Annotated in this window: 16 protein-coding genes; 10 read left to right on the top strand and 6 right to left on the bottom strand. The window is 71.3% G+C overall.

Features of this window, described 5'->3' with window-relative positions; genetic code table 11:
• Entirely contained in the window at positions 1 to 597 is a 597-nt protein-coding gene (locus AB0B61_RS23795) for a glycoside hydrolase family 25 protein (protein ID WP_358435491.1), read from the bottom strand.
• An 89-nt stretch (positions 598 to 686) separates the two neighbouring features.
• A complete protein-coding gene (locus AB0B61_RS23790; protein ID WP_358435488.1) occupies positions 687 to 1,580 on the bottom strand; it encodes an LLM class F420-dependent oxidoreductase in 894 nt (297 codons plus the stop codon).
• Between the two features lie 76 nt (positions 1,581 to 1,656).
• On the opposite strand from AB0B61_RS23790, the gene pgm reads away from it, so the two are divergent.
• Positions 1,657 to 3,294, top strand: a complete 1,638-nt coding sequence (pgm, locus tag AB0B61_RS23785; protein ID WP_358435486.1) for a phosphoglucomutase (alpha-D-glucose-1,6-bisphosphate-dependent) — start codon at positions 1,657 to 1,659, stop codon at positions 3,292 to 3,294.
• Between the two features lie 81 nt (positions 3,295 to 3,375).
• Here pgm and AB0B61_RS23780 read toward each other — a convergent pair whose 3' ends face one another.
• The gene (locus AB0B61_RS23780; protein ID WP_358435483.1) at positions 3,376 to 4,059 is read right to left on the bottom strand and encodes a DUF2786 domain-containing protein; all 684 of its coding nucleotides are present in this window, start codon (positions 4,057 to 4,059) and stop codon (positions 3,376 to 3,378) included.
• A 14-nt stretch (positions 4,060 to 4,073) separates the two neighbouring features.
• Positions 4,074 to 5,318 carry a hypothetical protein gene (locus AB0B61_RS23775; RefSeq protein ID WP_358435481.1) on the bottom strand — a complete coding sequence of 415 codons (1,245 nt, stop codon included), beginning with the start codon at positions 5,316 to 5,318 and terminating at the stop codon, positions 4,074 to 4,076.
• 189 nt (positions 5,319 to 5,507) lie between these two features.
• On the opposite strand from AB0B61_RS23775, the gene AB0B61_RS23770 reads away from it, so the two are divergent.
• From AB0B61_RS23770 to AB0B61_RS23755, 4 genes are all read left to right on the top strand, one after another.
• Entirely contained in the window at positions 5,508 to 5,780 is a 273-nt protein-coding gene (locus AB0B61_RS23770; protein ID WP_358435479.1) for a hypothetical protein, read from the top strand.
• A gap of 89 nt (positions 5,781 to 5,869) precedes the next feature.
• Positions 5,870 to 7,039, top strand: coding sequence for a cytochrome P450 (locus AB0B61_RS23765; protein ID WP_358435477.1), 1,170 nt, complete (start codon positions 5,870 to 5,872; stop codon positions 7,037 to 7,039).
• Positions 7,040 to 7,057: 18 nt separating this feature from the next.
• Entirely contained in the window at positions 7,058 to 7,810 is a 753-nt protein-coding gene (locus tag AB0B61_RS23760) for an HAD family hydrolase (protein ID WP_358435475.1), read from the top strand.
• On the top strand, positions 7,807 to 8,070 hold the full coding sequence (locus AB0B61_RS23755) for a DUF4031 domain-containing protein (RefSeq protein ID WP_225298128.1): 264 nt from the start codon (positions 7,807 to 7,809) through the stop codon (positions 8,068 to 8,070). The genes AB0B61_RS23760 and AB0B61_RS23755 overlap by 4 nt, the downstream gene beginning before the upstream one ends.
• Here AB0B61_RS23755 and AB0B61_RS23750 read toward each other — a convergent pair.
• Positions 8,020 to 8,655, bottom strand: a complete 636-nt coding sequence (locus AB0B61_RS23750) for a metal-dependent phosphohydrolase (protein ID WP_358435472.1) — start codon at positions 8,653 to 8,655, stop codon at positions 8,020 to 8,022. The two genes, AB0B61_RS23755 and AB0B61_RS23750, sit on opposite strands and share 51 nt — an antisense overlap.
• Positions 8,656 to 8,759: 104 nt before the next feature.
• On the opposite strand from AB0B61_RS23750, the gene AB0B61_RS23745 reads away from it, so the two are divergent.
• Positions 8,760 to 9,986 carry an alpha-hydroxy acid oxidase gene (locus AB0B61_RS23745; protein ID WP_358435469.1) on the top strand — a complete coding sequence of 409 codons (1,227 nt, stop codon included), beginning with the start codon at positions 8,760 to 8,762 and terminating at the stop codon, positions 9,984 to 9,986.
• 34 nt (positions 9,987 to 10,020) lie between these two features.
• On the opposite strand, the gene AB0B61_RS23740 is transcribed toward AB0B61_RS23745, so the two are convergent.
• Positions 10,021 to 11,205 (bottom strand): ROK family protein, encoded by a 1,185-nt coding sequence (locus AB0B61_RS23740; protein ID WP_358435466.1) that lies wholly within the window; start codon positions 11,203 to 11,205, stop codon positions 10,021 to 10,023.
• Positions 11,206 to 11,344: 139 nt separating this feature from the next.
• Between AB0B61_RS23740 and AB0B61_RS23735 the strand changes: the two genes are divergently transcribed.
• The 4 genes from AB0B61_RS23735 to AB0B61_RS23720 are packed head-to-tail and all read left to right on the top strand — an operon-like array spanning position 11,345 to position 16,332.
• Positions 11,345 to 12,553 carry an ABC transporter substrate-binding protein gene (locus tag AB0B61_RS23735; RefSeq protein ID WP_358435463.1) on the top strand — a complete coding sequence of 403 codons (1,209 nt, stop codon included), beginning with the start codon at positions 11,345 to 11,347 and terminating at the stop codon, positions 12,551 to 12,553.
• 1 nt (position 12,554) lies between these two features.
• Positions 12,555 to 13,511, top strand: coding sequence for a sugar ABC transporter permease (locus AB0B61_RS23730; RefSeq protein ID WP_358435461.1), 957 nt, complete (start codon positions 12,555 to 12,557; stop codon positions 13,509 to 13,511).
• Positions 13,508 to 14,350, top strand: coding sequence for a carbohydrate ABC transporter permease (locus AB0B61_RS23725; protein ID WP_358435458.1), 843 nt, complete (start codon positions 13,508 to 13,510; stop codon positions 14,348 to 14,350). Before AB0B61_RS23730 ends, AB0B61_RS23725 begins: the two co-directional genes overlap by 4 nt.
• An 11-nt stretch (positions 14,351 to 14,361) precedes the next feature.
• Entirely contained in the window at positions 14,362 to 16,332 is a 1,971-nt protein-coding gene (locus AB0B61_RS23720; protein WP_358435455.1) for a beta-galactosidase, read from the top strand.
• Positions 16,333 to 16,378: the final 46 nt, after the last annotated feature.

The following is a 16,378-nucleotide window of genomic DNA, read 5'->3' as shown; positions in this document are numbered from 1 at the left end:
CTATCGCGGGTGAAACCCCAGCCTTGTCAGGTCTTCCCGGCTCCCGCGGAAGACGTTCCGATCCAGCGGGCTGTTGGCGTATTGGTGAATCGTCCACTCGCCCCAGGGACCGGGCACCAGCGGCTCGCCGCAGGGCTTCTCCGGGTTGGCGATCCACAACGGATAGTCGCCGAGGCCCGCGCAGTGACCTCCGCGGGCGAACCACGGGAAGGTGTAGACGAATGGGCGCACGCCGCCGTGCCGCTCGACGTAGCGGCACCAGCGGCGGGCATACTGGGCGACCTGCTCGGGCCGGATCCCGTCGTTGCTCTCCAGGTCGAGCGCGACCAGGTCGCCGCGGCGAAAGCCGCCCGCCGCCCCCACCGCGTTCAGGAAGTGGCGGGCCTGCTCGTTGGGGTCGCCCTTCGGGCGGGCGTAGTGGTAAGCGCCGCAGACGATCCAGCTCTCCCGCATGCCCTGCCAGTTGCGGGCGAAGTACGCGTCGGTGTAGTCACCGCCCTCGGTGGCCTTGGCGAAGGCGAACGCTACCCCGGCTCCCGCGTGGCCGGTCCAGTCGACGGAACCCTGCCAGTTGGACACGTCTATGCCATGCAGCAAGCGCTTCACCTTGCGGGAGTTTATTCGGATGCCTCCCGGTCACCCCACCGACGCGCCGATCAGCGCCCATCAGCACCCATCAGGGCAGATCAGAGGAGTGTCTTGAGGAATGCCCTGGTGCGTTCCCGATGGGCGAACTCGGAAGCCACGAACTCCGTCACCCCGGCCTTGGCCAGCCCGTCGAGCTGGGCGCGCACGCTGTCCTCGTCGCCGACGATCGCCACAGAGCCGGGATCGGCCGCGCCCTCCCGGTCGAGCATGGCCCGGTAGGAGGGCAGCTGGCCGTAGATGGCGAAGATCTCGTTGGCGCGGGCCCTGGTGGCCTCGACGTCGTCGGTGACGCTGATCGGCAGCGAGCAGACCACGCGCGGCGCGGGCCGCCCGGCTTCGCTCGCGGCGGCGGTGATGGTGGGCGCGACGTGCTCGGCGACCGTCTTGGGGCCGGTCATCCAGAGCACGGTGCCGTCGGCGACGGTGCCGGCCAGCTTGAGCATGCGCGGGCCCAGGGCCGCGATCAGCACCCGCACCCCTGCTCCCGGCGTGGTGAGCCGGGCGTGGGCCTTGAGGGTCTCGCCGTCGTAGTCGACCTGCTCGCCGCGCGTGGCCGGCATGAGGATCTCCAGGTACTCCTTCATGTGCCGGCCCGGCCGCTCGAAGCTGTAGCCGAACATGTTCTCGATGACCATCTGGTGCGACAGGCCGATGCCGAGCGACAGCCGCCCGCGGACCGCCGCGTTGACCGTCATGGCCTGCTGGGCGAGCGCGAGGGGGTGACGCGGGAAGGTCGGCACCACGGCGGTGCCGAGCTCGATGCCGGGCACCTGGCTGCCCGCCACGGCCAGCGTGGTAAGGGCGTCGAGGCCGAAGATGTGGGACAGCCAGGCGGAGGCGAAGCCGTCGTCCGCCGCCTTGGCGAGCTTGTCGCGGAGCCCGCCCAGCGGGTCCGGATCCTGGGATTCGTTCAGGAGCAGTCCGATACGCATGGCAACCGAACTCCATTCTAGTGACTGACGCGAGTCTAGCCGAGCCTCGCCGGGCGGCCACTCGTAAAGTGGCCTCATGACCCACGAACGCGCCGGACAGCCCGCCCAGCCCGCCGACCTGGTCGACGTGGCCAAGCTGGTCACCGCCTATTACGCCCTCCACCCCAATCCCGACGAGGTGGCGCAGCGGGTGGCGTTCGGCACCTCCGGCCATCGTGGCTCGTCGCTGAACACGGCGTTCAACGAGGATCACATCCTCGCCACCAGCCAGGCGATCTGCGAGTACCGCCACGCCCAGGGCACGGACGGGCCGCTGTTCCTCGGTGTCGACAGCCACGCCCTGTCGGAGCCCGCGCGGGTGTCGGCGCTGGAGGTGTTCGCGGCCAACGGGGTGCGGGTCCTCATCGACAGCCGCGACGGCTACACGCCGACACCCGCCGTCTCGCACGCGATCCTCACCTACAACCGCGGCCGGTCCACCGGATTGGCGGACGGGGTGGTGATCACGCCGTCGCACAACCCGCCGGCCGACGGCGGCTTCAAGTACAACCCGCCGCACGGCGGCCCGGCCGACACCGATGCCACGACCTGGATCCAGGACCGGGCCAACCGCCTGCTGGCCGGAGGCATGAAGAACATCCTCCGCGTTCCGTACACGAAGGCTCTGCGGGCGGACACGACCGGGCGCTACGACTTCGTCGGCGCCTACGTCGGCGACCTGCCCTCGGTCCTCGACCTCGACGCGATCAGGTCGGCGGGGGTACGCATCGGCGCGGACCCCCTCGGCGGGGCCAGCGTCGCCTACTGGGGGGAGATCGCCGAACGGCACCGGCTGGACCTGACCGTGGTCAACCCGCTGGTGGACCCGACCTGGCGGTTCATGACGCTCGACTGGGACGGCAAGATCCGGATGGACTGCTCGTCGCCGTACGCCATGGCCTCGCTCATCGCCAGCAGCGGCGAGTACCAGATCTCCACCGGCAACGACGCCGACGCCGACCGGCACGGCGTCGTCACGCCCGACGGCGGGCTGATGAACCCCAACCACTACCTGGCCGTGGCGATCTCCTACCTCTACGCGCACCGCGACGGCTGGCCCGCGGGCGCCGGGGTGGGCAAGACGATGGTCAGCAGCAGCGTCATCGACCGCGTGGCGGAGTCGCTCGGGCGGCGGCTCTATGAGGTTCCGGTGGGCTTCAAGTGGTTCGTGCCGGGGCTGCTGGACGGCTCGCTCGGGTTCGGCGGCGAGGAGAGCGCCGGGGCCTCGTTCCTGCGTCGCGACGGGTCGGTGTGGACGACGGACAAGGACGGCCTGATCATGGCGCTGCTGGCGTCGGAGATCCTCGCCGTCACGGGGCGCTCGCCGAGCGAGCACTACAAGGAGCTCACCTCCCGGTACGGCGAGCCGGCGTACGCCCGGGTGGACGCGCCCGCGACGCGGGAGGAGAAGGCGGTGCTGGGCAAGCTGTCGGCCGACCAGGTCACGGCGACGTCGCTGGCCGGCGAGCCCATCACCTCGGTGCTGACGGCGGCGCCCGGCAACGGGGCGGCGCTGGGCGGGGTGAAGGTGTCGACCGAGAGCGCCTGGTTCGCGGCCCGGCCGTCGGGGACCGAGGACGTGTACAAGATCTACGCCGAGTCCTTCCAGGGACCCGAGCACCTGGCCGAGGTCCAGAAGGAGGCCCGCTCCCTGGTCTCGGCCACCCTGGGCTGAGGCCCAGCGGGGCTGAGGCCCAGCGGGGCTGAGGCCCAGCGGGGCTGGGGTCAGCGGGGCTGGGGTCAGGCGGGGCTGGGGTCAGGTCAGTTCGCGGCCGGGCTGGGTGTCCACGCGGGTGCGGCCCAGGTCGGCGCGGCGGCCCGCCTCGACGCCGGCGCGGTAGCCGGTGCCGCTGGTGCGCGGCACGCTGAGCCGGATGCGCGGGTAGTGCGCCGCCACCACCCGCTCCACCTCCGCCCGCCGGTCGGCCAGCACGAGCGCGGTGCTCGCGGCGGGCGCCCGCTCCTCGGCCCGCGTCTCGGCCTCGCGCAGCAGCCGGTACACCTCGTCGCTGAACCCGAGCAGCCACGATCGCCGGTAGGCGCGGATCGCGGTGTCGGGCGGCCGTACCCGGGCCAGTCCCGTGGCCATCTGCAGCAGCAGCGAGGTGGCCAGCACGTCGGCCCGTTCGAGGTCGGCGGCGAAGCCGAAGACGTGCACCCGCTGCCCGCCGTCGCCGCGCCCGATGAGCAGCGGCCGGCAGCGCAGCGCCTGCGCGACCAGGCTGACGAGCCGCGCCTTCTCCCGGGCCCACGGGTTGGGCAGGGTGACGATCCGGTCGCCCGGCGCCTGGCGGGTGCCGGTGGGGTCGAGGGAGTCGATGCCGTACTTGGCCATGAGCGACGCCGCCGCCGCCATGAACGTGGCCCGCTCGTGCTCGTTGTCGGTGCGTTCGGCCTTGGCCAGGAGCTTTCTGACCCGTTCGAGCGTGCGCTCCCTCAACCGGCCCCCCGGGCTCAGGACTTGGTGGTCAGCATCCGCCCGTCGTCGGCGATGGCCGGGAAGGCGCCGGTGTCCACGATGCCGTGCTGTTGGTACAGAGCCTCGATGAGCGCGTGCGCCTCGGGCTCCAGCTTCCACAGGGCACGATACTGGCGGGCGGCGGGCAGTGAGAGGCCGATCTCCTGCGCGATGTCGATCGTGCGCGGCACGATGCCCTTGGCGATCTGCCTGTCCCAGTAGTCGCGGGCCGAGCGCATCAGCGCGGCCCGCTGGGCGGTGTCGACGACCTGCGGCGTGGTGTCGAACACCTGGACGTCCTCGTCGTCGTCCTGGACGAGCTCGACCAGCGCGGGCGGCAGGGCGGGCCGGGCCGGCACGGGGTGGTGGTCGGCCTCCGGCTCCCAGGGCACGCGCGGGTCGGCGTCGATGAGGGCGGAGGTGTTGTACAGAGCGGCGATCTGGGCGAGCAGCGCCTCCTGGCGGCCCTGGTCGACGGCCAGTCCGGTGTGCTCGACGGCCTGGTCCATGGCCTTGTCGAGCTTGGCCAGCGCGCCGCGCAGCTTGCGCTCGGACGCGCCGCCCTCGCGCAGCGACTTGGCCCGCTTGGCGGCCAGCGCGACGCGGGTGAGCCTGCGGTGGGCGTCGACCTCGCTCGCGGTGCGGTCGCTCACTTCGGCCAGGCCCACCCTGACCAGCAGCCGTTCGGGGGTGAGGCGCCAGTTGATGCGGCCGGTGCCCCTGATGCGGTGCCGCTCGATCGCCATGCCGCGCTCCCACAGCCAGGCGGCGACCAGCGGCGCGGCGAGCCGGAAGACGGCCTCGGGCAGGCTGCGCGCGTCCATGCTGGACAGTACGGCGGTCAGGCAGGTCAGCGCCCACACGGCGATGCCGTCGATCCCGGCGGAGAAGTTCTCGCGCATGTTGCGGCGCGCCCGTACGGCCGAGGTGATGATCGCGACCTCGATGAACGCGAACAGCAGCAGCCGCAGCGGCCCGTCGAGGCCGAGCACGTCACCGGAGAAGCGCCACATGCCCTGGGCGGAGACACCGGTGGCGATGGAGGCGGCCACGACGGTCAGGACGTCCTCGATGGGACGGGGGGCGATATAGCGCGCGACGACGAAGGCGAGGGCCCGCCAGGTGACCCTGAGTATCAGGTAGGCGAGCACCAGCCCGGCCAGACCCAGCAGCGCTATGACCGCGGTGGCGAACGGCTTGTCGGCGACGAAGGCAGCTATTTCCTCGAATGTGGTGGGCATCAGTCACTATCCGTGAGGCTCAAACTCCGCTTATAGCGAGATCATCGCAGAATGTGGCGATACCTGTACGCCAAACGGCCTCTGCCGCCCCGCTTTGCCCACGTTTACCACAATCCTCCCCCGGCGCAGGAGACCTCGCGTTCATGAAGGTGGTGACGCACAATGGAGCCGGTTGGCCTAGGAGGCTTCGTGAGCAAGCGATCGCGCAGGCGCCGTGTTCTCACCAGCGGGGCTCCGAGCTGGCTGCCCGGGTTCGGTCCGGGCGAGCCGCACGGCCCCGACGAGGATTTTCCGTTCGACGAACCGGGCGGAGGGGAAGGCGGGGTGCGCGAGCCACGCCGGCCCAAACCGGCGCCGCCGTCGCTGATGGCGCAGGCCCTGTTACCCGAGCCTCCAGTGCGGGCGCGCGACCGGTCGATCCCATCTCCGGACGAGGTCACGAGGATGCCGGCGCTCGGCTGAGGCTGGCCAGATCGCGTCCTGCGGATGGGACCATCAATGTAGGGATTTATCCCAACAAAGTGTGATGTATCCCAGCAGGACGGATTTCGATGTCAGACTCAGAGTTCCCGCTCGTCCAGTTCATGCGCGAGGGCTTCGACCCGGTGGCCGAGCTCGGCCGCATCCGCACCGAGCAGCCGGTGTTCCCGATGTCGATCCCGGGAGACCAGACGGTCTATCTGGTCACCCGCTACGACGACGTGCGAAGTGTGCTCGCCGACCACGAACGGTTCAGCAACGACTTCGGCAACGTGATCGGTCTGGGCACCACCCAGGAGGATCCGGGCGGCCTCGGCTTCCGCGACCCGCCTGAGCACACCAGACTGCGCAAGTACCTGACGCCGGAGTTCACCGTGCACCGCCTGCGCAGGCTGGTGCCGCGCATCGAGGCCCTGGTCGAGGAGCGCCTGGACCGGATGGCGGCCAACGGGTCGGCCGCCGATCTGGTGGAGTCGTTCGCGCTGCCGATCCCCTCTCTGGTCGTGTGCGAACTGCTGGGTGTGCCGTACGAGGAACGGTCCGAATTCCTGAAGATCAGCACGAACCGTTTCGACCTCACCGCCGGGCCCGAGGCCTCCCTTCAGTCGATCAACGACGCGATGGCGTACCTGACGGACCTGGTCGCCCGCGAACGGCTGAACCCCGGCGACGGCCTGCTCGGGGAGCTGCTGCGCGAGCACGGCGACGACCTCGACGACCGGACGCTGGCCAGCATGGCCGACGGCCTGCTCACCGGCGGCCACGACACCAGCACGAGCATGCTCGCGCTGGGCACGCTCTGGCTGCTGGAGAACCCCGAGCAGGCCGCCCGGGTGCGCGAGGACGACCGCTACGCCGAGCAGATGGTCGAGGAACTGCTGCGCTACATGACCGTGGTGCAGGTGGCCTTCCCCCGCTTCGCCCGCGAGGACCTGGACCTGTTCGGCCACTCGATCAAGAAGGGCGAAATGGTGCTCTGCTCGCTCACGGCGGCCAACCGCGACCCCCACCTCGGCGAGGGGATCGAGGAGGTCCGGCCGGAGCGCCCGACGGCGGGCTCGCACCTGGCCTTCGGCCACGGCATCCACCGCTGCGTCGGGGCGCCCCTGGCCCAGATGGAGATGCGGATCGCCTTCCCCGCCCTGCTGCGGCGTTTTCCGGGGCTCCGGGTGGCGGGTGAGGTGCCGTTCAGAAAGCTCGCCATCGTCTATGGCGTGGAGAAGCTACCCGTAGCGTGGTAGAGCGGTTACGTTCACAGAGTGAACGAGCCCGTCATCGACCTGACCACGATCAGCGCCGTCGTGTTCGACACCGACGGCGTGGTCACCGACACCGCTCGGGGGCACGCGGCCGCCTGGAAGCACGTCTTCGACGCGTTCCTGCGCGGCCGCTCGGCGCCTTTCGACATCCGCGACGACTACCTGCGGCATGTCGACGGCCGTCCGCGTCTGGACGGCGTCCGTACCTTCCTCGCCTCACGCGGCATCACGCTGCCGGAGGGCGCCCCCGACGACGAGGTGGGCGCACCCACCGTGCACGGCCTGGGCCTGGCCAAGGACCGGCTGTTCATGTCGCAGGTGGACAAGTACGGGGTGGCCGCCTTCCCCTCGACCGTGGCATTGCTGCACGAGCTGCGCCAGCGGGGCGCGCGCACGGCGGCCGTCTCCGCCAGCCTGCACGGCCGCCGGCTGGTCGGCTCGGCGGGTGTGCTGCACCTGTTCGACGTGCTGGTCGACGGCAACGACGCGGCCCTGATGAACCTGCCGGGCAAGCCGGACCCCGCGCTGTTCCTGGAGGCGGTGCGCCGCCTGGCGCTGCCCGCGCCCAAGGCGGCCCTGGTGGAGGCCACCCTGCCGGGGATCGAGGCGGGCCGCAAGGGCGGCTTCGGGCTCGTCGTCGCGGTCGACCGGCATGGCGAGACCACCGAGCTGAGCGCGCAGGGCGCCGACGTGGTGGTGAAGGACCTCGGCGAGCTGGCCGTGCGCGGCAGGGTCCTACCCTTTACCTCGTGACGGTTCTCATCGATCCCCCCGCCTGGCCGGGGCCGCGCGGCCTCATGTGGTCGCACCTGGTCAGCGACAGCTCCCTGGACGAGCTGCACGCCTTCGCGCTGCGGCTCGGCGTGCCGGAGCGGGCCTTCGACCGGGACCACTACGACGTGCCGGAGACCGTGCACGCCCGTGCCGTGGAGCTGGGCGCGGAGGCGGTCAGCTCGCGCGAGCTACTGCGCCGCCTCATTGCCGGCGGGCTGCGCCGCCGCAAGCGCCACTAGCTCGGCGCTCATGTTGGCTCGTGCGCGCTTCTCCCACAGGGCGTACGCCTCGTCCGTGCGATAGAGCCGTGGTACGGCCAGGAGCCTGCGCAGCACCGCGGCCCGGCCCTGGCGGAAGAGCTCGTCGGGCACGTGCGCGTACTCCTGGCGGATGTGCGCCGTGTAGGGCTCGTAGTCCGGACCGCCCAGGACCGCCAGGTCGGCGTCGCACAGGACGGCGCCGTCGCGGTCGCCCTCGGCCAGCGTGTCGTGCGCGGCCGTCAGCCGTACCAGCCTGGCCACCTCGGTGACCCGGCCGGCGGGCACGCCGCAGCGGGGCAGCCGCGCCTGAGCCAGCTGGGCGCTGCGCTCCTCGTCCCAGCCCGGCCGCCCGTCGTAGACGGCGTCGTGGAACCAGGCGGCCAGCCGCACCGCGACGGGGTCGGCGGCGGCGCCGGCGAGCCGGTCGATCGCGGCGAGCACGGCGGCGAGATGGGCGAGCGTGTGGTAGCGGCGGTGCGGCTCGGCCCAGCGGGCGACCAGCTCCGCGCCGGTGGCCCTGGCCGCCGGAGAGTCCGCCACCAGGGTGAGCCAGTCCTCGCGCATGGAGACCACCGTAGATCACCCCGCCCGGCGACCCGCGAGCGCGGTGCCGGGCGCGGGTGTGCGGGCTGTATACCGGGATTTACCCTCTTGATAGCGTTCTGAGCATGGAGCCGACGGCAAAGGATCCCCGGCGCCTGCCCCGTTGGCAGGAACTGCGTGCCGTACTGCCGCCCCGCCCGCAGCCGTTCCCGTCGAGGGCGAAGCGGCTGGCGGCGGTGGCCGATCTGGCGGACATGCGGCGGCTGGCGTGGCGGCGCGCGCCGCGGGTGGTGTTCGACTACGTCGACGGCGCGGCCGAGGCGGAGCGGTCGCTGGCCAGGTCGGTGGCGGCGTTCGCGCGGGCCGAGCTGCGGCCGCGGGTGCTGCGGGACGTCTCCGAGGCGCCCACGGCGGTGGAGGTGCTCGGCAAACGGATCTCGATGCCGGTCGTCCTCGCGCCCACCGGGTTCACCCGGATGATGCACCGCGACGGGGAGCGGGCCGTGGCCAGGGCGGCGGCGCGGGCGGCGGTGCCGTACACGCTGTCCACGATGGGGACCACGACGCCCGAGGACGTGGTGGCGGCGGCGCCGGACGGCTGGAACTGGTTCCAGCTCTACGTCGTGCGCGACCGGGGGCGTAGCCAGGAGACGCTCGACCGGGCCCGTGAAGCGGGCATGGACGTGCTGGTCGTCACCGTGGACGTGCCGGTGGCGGGGGCGCGGCTGCGTGACGTGCGGCACGGCATGACGATGCCGCCCGCCCTGCGCTGGCGTGGCGTGCTGCAGGCGATGAGCCGTCCGGCCTGGTGGTTCGACTTCCTCACCAGCGAGCCGCTGCGCTTCGCCACGGTCGACGGCGCGCCGGACGACCTGGCGGGGATCACGAACCTGATGTTCGATCCGACGGTGACGCTGCGGGACCTGGAGTGGATCCGGTCGGTCTGGCCGGGCCGGCTGCTGGTCAAGGGCGTGCAGCGGGTGGACGACGCGAAGGACCTGGCGGCCGTGGGGGTGGACGGGCTGGTCGTCTCCAACCACGGCGGGCGCCAGCTGGACCGCGCCCCCACTCCGCTGGAGTTGCTGCCCGAGGTGGTGGCCGCGGTCGGCGACCGCACGGAGGTGTTCCTGGACGGCGGGGTACGCAGCGGCGCGGACATCGCCATCGCGGTGGCGCTGGGCGCGCGGGCCTGCTTCGTCGGCCGGGCCTACCTGTACGGGCTGATGGCGGGCGGCGAGCTCGGCGTGGACCGGGTGCTGACCCTGCTGCGCGCCGAACTGGTCCGCACGCTGCAACTCCTCGGCGTGAGCGGGGTCGAGGGCCTCGACCCCGACTGCGTACGCCTGCGGTAAGGAGGCGGGGCCCGTCTTTCTTTAGCGCTTAGCTTTAAGTAGTGACGGATTGCCGGAACGCGGCCTCCCGGAAGAACGCCTCGATCACCAGCGTGGCGGCGCCCAGCGCCACAGCGTCCGCGCCGAGGCGACCGAGCACGATCGTGTCGCTCTGGAACGGCTGGGCCAGCGTGTTGGCGGCGGTCGCGGCGCGGATCTCCTCGAGCAGCCGCCCGCCCAGCATCAGGCCCGCCCAGCCGCCGATCACGATCCGCTCCGGGTTGAACAGGTGGACCAGGCTGGACAGGCCGGCCCCGAGCATCTCGACGGTCTCGGCGACGACCGGCGAGCCCGACTCCAGCACCCCGGCCAGCGCCGCCTCCTCGTCGGCCGAGTCGGCTACGACGCCCGCCCGCTCCAGGATGGCCTCGGCCCCCACGTACGCCTCCAGGCAGCCGCGCGCGCCGCAGCGGCAGGCCCGGCCGCCCGCGACGACCTTGAGGTGGCCGACCTCGCCGGCCGCCTTGCCCGCGCCCCGGTAGATGCTCCCGTCGGCGACGATGGTGCCGCCCACGCCCGAGCCCATCAGCACCATGATCGCGTCACGGGTGCCGCGTCCCGACCCGAACCAGAGCTCGGCCCGGCCCATCGTCTTGGCGCCGTTGTCCACGTACAGCGGCAGCGCGGTGCCCGCCCGCAGCAGCGCGCCAAGTGGCACGGCCTCCCAGCCGAACGTCTTGGCGCGCACCAGTGCCTCGGGGCCCGGCTCGACGATGCCCGGCACCCCGACGCCGATGCCCAGCACCTGCTCGGCGGGGATCCCGCCCTCGGAGATCACGGTGTCGACGCCGGTGAGGATATGGCGGGCGACCAGCTCGGGGTCGTGCCTGGCGGAGCGCACCGCGTAGTGCGCCCTGGCGAGTTCCTTCATCTCCAGGTCGAACAGCTCGACCCGGACCTGCGTCTCGCCCACGTCCACGCCGATCGCGTAGCCGTAGACGGGATTGACGCGGAGCAGGACGCGGGGGCGTCCCCCGTCGGAGTCGACCTGGCCCGCCTCGACGACGACGTGGTCGGCGAGCAGGTCCCCGGTCATGGTGCTGACCGTCGCCGCGCTCAGCCCGGTCACGCCGCACAGGTCGTTGCGGCTGGCCGGGCCGCCGAAGTACAGCGCCCGCAGGAGCATCGCGCGGTTTCCCCGGCGGAGGTCCCGCACCGTCCTGCGCTCTGGCGTGCCCATCGTCCCGTCCTCTCCTGAGTGCTCCGCCATGTTAGTTCAGAGCACGAATCCTGGTGTTACCGAAGTGTTTCTTCGGTGCTCCTGACTTTATTCAAGACTTAGATTATGGTCTGCTCATCCCCCCGATGAGGAGAAGACCATGAGTCGAGGAGTCGTCCGAGGAGCCGCGGTGGCGGCACTCGTCGCCGGGCTCGCCGCCTGCGGCGGCGGCCAGGGATCGGGCAACGAGAAGACACTCACCTTCTGGATGTATCAGGACCGCACCCCGCAAGCCGGCCAGGTCATCGAAAAGGTCCGCAAGGACTTCGAGAAGGCCAACCCCGGCGTCACGGTCAAGCTCGTCAAGATCCCCAAGGACGACTACAACACCAAGCTGGGCGGCGCCGTGGCGAGCAAGAGCGCGCCCGACGCGGGGATACTCGACCAGCCCCTGGTGTCGAAGTACGCGCTGGACGGCACGATCAAAGAGGTGCCCGCCGGGCTGATCGACGAGAGCGCCTTCTACAAGGGCGCCCTCGACACCAACCGGGCCGGCGGCAAGCTTTACGGCCTGCCCGCCGACCAGACCTGCGTGGCGCTGTTCTACAACAAGAAGCTGGTCCCGGCGCCCCCCAAGACCTGGGACGAGATGAAGGCGACGGCCGCCCAGGTGCACCAGGCCAACGCGAACGTCGCCGGGATGAACGTCCCCAAGGGCGACGGCTACGGCGCCTGGATGTTCCCCGGCATCGTGCACGGCGCGGGCGGCCAGATGGTCGACGACGCCGGCAAGAAGGTGCTGTTCGACCAGCCGCCGGCCGTCGAGGCGTTGCAGCTCTGGGTGGATCTGCTGAAGTCGTCGCCACGCAAGATCACCGACTCGGACAAGCCCTTCGAGAACGGCCTGGCCGCCATGACGATCTCCGGTCCGTGGGACGTGCCGACGATCCACGAGCAGTTCCCCGACCTGGACTTCGGGGTGGCGCCCCTGCCGTACAAGAGCGAGCCGGCCGGCAACATCGGCGGCGAGGACTCCGTGGTCTTCTCCACCAGCAAGAACGCCGACCTGGCCTGGAAGTGGCTGTCGTTCCTGACCAATGCCACGAACAACGGCGCCATCGCCGACGCGTTCGGCGGCTTCCCCGTCAACCTCAAGGCGCAGGTCGTGGCGAGCGGGCCCGAGCAGGCGGCGTTCCTGGAGCAGCTCAAGGTCGCGCACGCCAGGCCGGCCGTGCCTCAGTGGATCCAGGTCAACGACGAGATCATCGCCCCGGCCCTGGAGTCGGCGCTGACCGGCAAGGCCACCGCCCAGCAGGCGCTGACGGACGCGGCGGGCAAGACGCGTTCCCTCCTGGGCTGGAACGGCTGAGGTGACGGCACCCGTACTGGCGGGCCGGAAGGAGGTGGCGGCCCAGCCCAGGAGGCGGACGCGCCGCCGCACGAACGACCGCCTGGTGGGGTGGCTCCTGGTCACCCCGGCGGTCGCGTACTTCGTGGTGTTCCTGGTGTATCCGGCCCTGTCGGCGCTGTACTACAGCTTCACCGACTGGAACCTGCGCTCGGCGGCCCATTGGGTGGGGCTCGCCAACTACGCGGACCTGTTCTTCGACGACGTCAAGTATCCGCACTTCTGGAAGTCCGTGCGGGTCACCCTGCAGTACACGCTCATCGCCGTACCGCTGACGATGGTCTCGGCGCTGGTGCAGGCGCTGCTGGTGAACGCGATCCGGCGCGGGGCCAACCTGTTCCGGCTGCTGCTGTTCCTGCCGGTGGTCACGGCCGAGGCGGCGGTGGGCGCGATCTGGCGCTGGCTGTACGACCCGCAGTACGGCCTGATCAACTCGATGCTCGGCTTGATCGGCATCCCCGGCCAGAACTGGCTGAACACTCCCGAACTGGTCATCCCCGCCCTGGCGTTCATCTCCGCCTGGCAGTGCGGCATCTCGATGATCATCTACCTGGCCGGGCTGAAGGGCATTCCGGCAACCATCCGCGAGGCGGCGATCATCGACGGGGCGGGGCCGTGGCAGCGCTTCTGGCGGGTGATCGTGCCCATGCTCCGGCCGACCACGTTCTACCTGCTGGTGACGGGCGTGATCGCGGCGCTGCAGGTGTTCGGGCTGGTGTACGTGATCTTCTCGGGGTCGGGGCGGAGCGTCACCGGCGGGCCCGAGCAGTCGGGGCTCAGCTACGTGCTCCACCTGTACCTGTTCGCCTTCCGGTACGACGCCATGGGGGCCGCCTGCGCGATGTCGTTCATCCTGCTGGCCTTCATCATGATCATCACCGCTCTGCAGTTCAGGTTCGTCAAGCAGGAGGCGTCATGACCAGGGCCCGCCGGGCGTCGATCTACCTCGCCCTCGTGCTGCTGGCGGCCGTGTCGGTGGTGCCGTTCCTGTGGATGCTGGCCACCTCCTTCAAGCACGGCCACGACATCTACACCAAGGTGCCCAACCTGCTGCCCGTGGACCGCAAGAGCGGCGAGTGGGCGGCGACGCTGGAGAACTACGACTACGTCCTGGAGGTCGGCGGGCTCGGCCGCGCCTTCGTCAACAGCGTGTGGGTGTGCCTGGTCCTGGTGCCCGCCAAGCTGCTCATCGACGCGCTGGCCGCCTACTCCTTCGCCAGGATCCCCTTCCCTGGCCGCGACAAGCTGTTCGTGGTGCTGCTCGGCGGCATGATGGTGCCGACGATCACGCTGCTGGTGCCGCGCATCCACGTCACCCAGGCGCTCGGCATGTTCGATTCCGGGTGGGGGCTCATCGTGCCCAACATCGCCTCGGTGCTCGACATCTTCCTGCTCAGGCAGTTCTTCCTGTCGCTGCCGGCCGAGCTGGAGGAGGCGGCGCTGATCGACGGCGCGAGCCGGATGCAGATCTTCTGGCGGATCGTGCTGCCGCTGTCGAAGCCGGTGCTGGCCGTCGTGACGATCACCAGCTTCCTGTTCCACTGGAACGACCTCGTCTGGCCGCTGGTCGTGCTCAACGACCCGGACCTCTACACGCTGCCGCTCGCGTTGCAGCAGCTCGTGGCCAGCCCGGACGGCGGCCGCGCGTACTACATCATGGCGGGCGCCACGCTCGCCGTCGTTCCGGTGATCGGGGTGCTGCTGGTCTTCCAGCGCCGCATCCTGCAGGGCATCGCCTTCACCGGGCTCAAGGCGTGAGGAGCGTGAGCGTGAGCATCGAGTTCCGCGACGGGGTCGCCGTGGTCGACGGCGAGCCGCGGGTGCTCGTCACCGCCGACTATCCCTACTACCGCGACGACCCCGCCGTCTGGGCGGACCGGCTGCGGGCCGTACGCGACGAGCTGGGCATCGAGGTGATCACCTGTTACCTGCCCTGGCGCCACCACCAGCCCGAGCCGGGCACGGCGCCCGACTTCACCGGCGTGACCCATCCCTCCAGGGACGTCATCGGCTTCCTGGGGCTCTGCCAGGATCTGGGGCTGAAGGTGCTGGCCAAGCCCGGCCCGTTCATCCACGCCGAGGTCACCTACGGCGGGCTGCCCGACTGGGTCTGCCCCGACGCGGACCCGGCCATCGAAGCGCTGCTCGACGCGTCGGGCGCCCCTTCCCGCTGGTCGGACTCCGCCGACCACGTGCCCGGGCGCCCGCTGCCCGCGCCGCTGGGCGCCGCCTTCCTGGCCAGGGCCGGCGAGTGGCTGTCGGCGGTGGGCAAGGAGGTCCTCACGGACGGCGGCCCGGTCATCGCGCTGCAGATCGCGAACGAAGGCGTCTACACCAGCGGCGCGCTGCCGCTGACCGCCTACGACTACAGCCCGTCCGGGCTGGCCTTCTTCCGCGAGCGGCTGCGTTCCTGGTACGGCACGCTCCAGGCGTACAACCGCGTCCACCGGACGTCGTTCGGCGGATGGGAGGAGATCGAGCCACCGCGCCCGGCCGCGTCCGGACCGCGGGCGAAGGCCGACTGGGGCCGCTTCCACGCCGAGTACCTGGCGGAGGTCTACCGGGTCTGGGCCCAGGCGGTGGGCTCGGAGCTGCCGGTGGTGGTCAACCTCAACCCGCCGACCGTGGCGGAGCTGGACGACTGGCTGGCCCGGGTCCGCCCCGAGCTGTGGGGCGGCATCTCCTACGGCTTCACCAACTGGATGGGCGTCGTCTCGGCCGACCCGGACGCGCGGGCCCGCTACGTGATCGCGGCCAAGCGCGCCCCCGGCCCCAACCTGGAGGAGAACTGGGGTTTCTCCCAGCTCTACGACCCCGCCTACATCGACGCGGCGACGAGCTTCCACCAGAGCCTGCTCGCCCTGGCCGCCGGAGCGACCGGCGTCAACGTCTACACCGGGGTGTCCACGTCCGGCTGGCTCCCCGGCCTGGACGCGGCCCGCACCGGCGGCTACCCCGACTGCGCGCCGATCGCGGCGGACGGCTCCGCCTCGGAGAAGGCGCCCGTGGTCCACGCGCTGGCGGGCTTCTTCGCGCTCCATGGGGCCGAGTTCCTGGAGTGCGTCCCGGTGGCGTCGGAGGCTTTCGGGCTGTACCTGCCCTATGCCGGGATCGCCGCGCTGTCCGGCGCCGACGGCCCGCGGTGCGGCCGGGCGTTGCGTGCCTTCCACGACAGGATGCGGGCGGAGTGCCGCGACTACGCGCTGCTCGATCTCGAGACGGTCACGCCGGAGCGGCTGGCCGCCTTCGCGACGGTGACCGTGCCCGGCGGGCCCTTCATGCACCGTCACGTCCAGCGGTCGCTGGCCGTCCACCTGTCCCGCGGCGGCCGGGTGCTCGTGGACGGCCCGCTGCCCACCCTCGACGAGAACATGGAGCCCTGCTCGCTCTTCCGCCCGTCCGAGCCACTGCCCGCCGCACCCGGCCCGCTCTCCATCCTGTACGGCCGGGCGGACGCGTTCCTGCGCAGCCACCCGGACCGGAACGTCCACTACCTCACCGTGCTCGTCCAGGACGACCACGACGGCCCGGTCGGCGTGCGGACCCCGCTCGGGGACGTCGAGGTCATGGCCGCGCGGGGCGGGGCGGCGGTGTTGCGCCTGGCCGGGGGCGAGCTCGGCGATCTGGTGGTGAAGGGCGTCAACGGGTGGCTCGACTCGTCGGTGACGGCCGGCGCCACGTTCGCGGGCCGGACGGTGTCGGCGCCACATCCTGGGGACCTGGTGCGCATCACTGCCTGAGGCGACCGTATTTCGTTTTACGGTCTGGTTACGGACGGGAAATTCC

The organism is Nonomuraea sp. NPDC049158 (assembly GCF_040648335.1).
Taxonomy (GTDB): Bacteria; Actinomycetota; Actinomycetes; order Streptosporangiales; family Streptosporangiaceae; genus Nonomuraea.
Note: the sequence above shows the minus strand (reverse complement) of the source record. Positions and strands in the feature narration are given on the sequence as shown.

Bases quoted from the DNA above. Each gene is read 5' to 3' on its own strand.
- AB0B61_RS23790 (WP_358435488.1), bottom strand. From the start codon at position 1,580: ATGCGTATCGGACTGCTCCTGAACGAATCCCAGGATCCGGACCCGCTG.
- pgm (WP_358435486.1), top strand. From the start codon at position 1,657: ATGACCCACGAACGCGCCGGACAGCCCGCCCAGCCCGCCGACCTGGTC.
- AB0B61_RS23775 (WP_358435481.1), bottom strand. From the start codon at position 5,318: ATGCCCACCACATTCGAGGAAATAGCTGCCTTCGTCGCCGACAAGCCG.
- AB0B61_RS23765 (WP_358435477.1), top strand. From the start codon at position 5,870: ATGTCAGACTCAGAGTTCCCGCTCGTCCAGTTCATGCGCGAGGGCTTC.
- AB0B61_RS23750 (WP_358435472.1), bottom strand. From the start codon at position 8,655: ATGCGCGAGGACTGGCTCACCCTGGTGGCGGACTCTCCGGCGGCCAGG.
- AB0B61_RS23745 (WP_358435469.1), top strand. From the start codon at position 8,760: ATGGAGCCGACGGCAAAGGATCCCCGGCGCCTGCCCCGTTGGCAGGAA.
- AB0B61_RS23740 (WP_358435466.1), bottom strand. From the start codon at position 11,205: ATGGGCACGCCAGAGCGCAGGACGGTGCGGGACCTCCGCCGGGGAAAC.
- AB0B61_RS23735 (WP_358435463.1), top strand. From the start codon at position 11,345: ATGAGTCGAGGAGTCGTCCGAGGAGCCGCGGTGGCGGCACTCGTCGCC.
- AB0B61_RS23725 (WP_358435458.1), top strand. From the start codon at position 13,508: ATGACCAGGGCCCGCCGGGCGTCGATCTACCTCGCCCTCGTGCTGCTG.